Origin of the sequence: Mesorhizobium sp. M2E.F.Ca.ET.209.01.1.1 (assembly GCF_004010375.2) — a bacterium.
In the GTDB taxonomy this organism is placed as follows: Bacteria; Pseudomonadota; Alphaproteobacteria; order Rhizobiales; family Rhizobiaceae; genus Mesorhizobium.
In genome coordinates this window covers 1-494 of record NZ_SADP02000144.1, presented here as the reverse complement: position 1 = coordinate 494, position 494 = coordinate 1, and the positions used below count along the sequence as shown (strand labels likewise).

Genomic DNA, 494 nt, shown 5'->3' with positions numbered 1-494 from the left:
CGGTGGCTGCCGGCAAAGGCGTGCCGCTGAAGCCGGGCGACGTGAGGCCGGGGCGCTGCGCGAGGCTTTCGAAGATGATGATGAGTGTTTTTTAGGGTGTGAGCCGGCGCGCGAGCTGCCAATCTCCCCCCTTGCGGGGGAGATGTCCGGCAGGACAGAGGGACGGAACGCGGCGCTGACAATCCTTGGATGCGAACCTCGTGGTCTGCCGACCATCTCCCCCTTATGTGCAGGGGAATCGCATATGGGTTTTTGGGACTTGAAGTTGGCTTGAGAGGCAGTCGAATTGAGGAGAGACTGCCATTTCGAGCCTTGAGAGCTATTTCGGCGCGCTGCCCGATCCGCGCGCTGGCAACGCCACGCATCGGCTTGGCGACCTGATCGTGATGATGATCGCCGCAAGCCTTTGCGGGGCAAGCAAGGCAACAGAGTTCTCGCTGTTTGCACAGGAGCGCAGGCAGGCACTGTCGCGCTTGATCGAGTACGAGGTGGCA

General features: G+C 61.7%; 1 protein-coding gene. It reads left to right on the top strand.

Annotated features, from left to right (window positions below; genetic code table 11):
• Nucleotides 1-302 precede the first annotated feature (302 nt).
• On the top strand, nt 303-494 hold a 192-nt coding region (locus tag EN852_RS42760; RefSeq protein WP_135879612.1), incomplete at its 3' end, for a transposase family protein.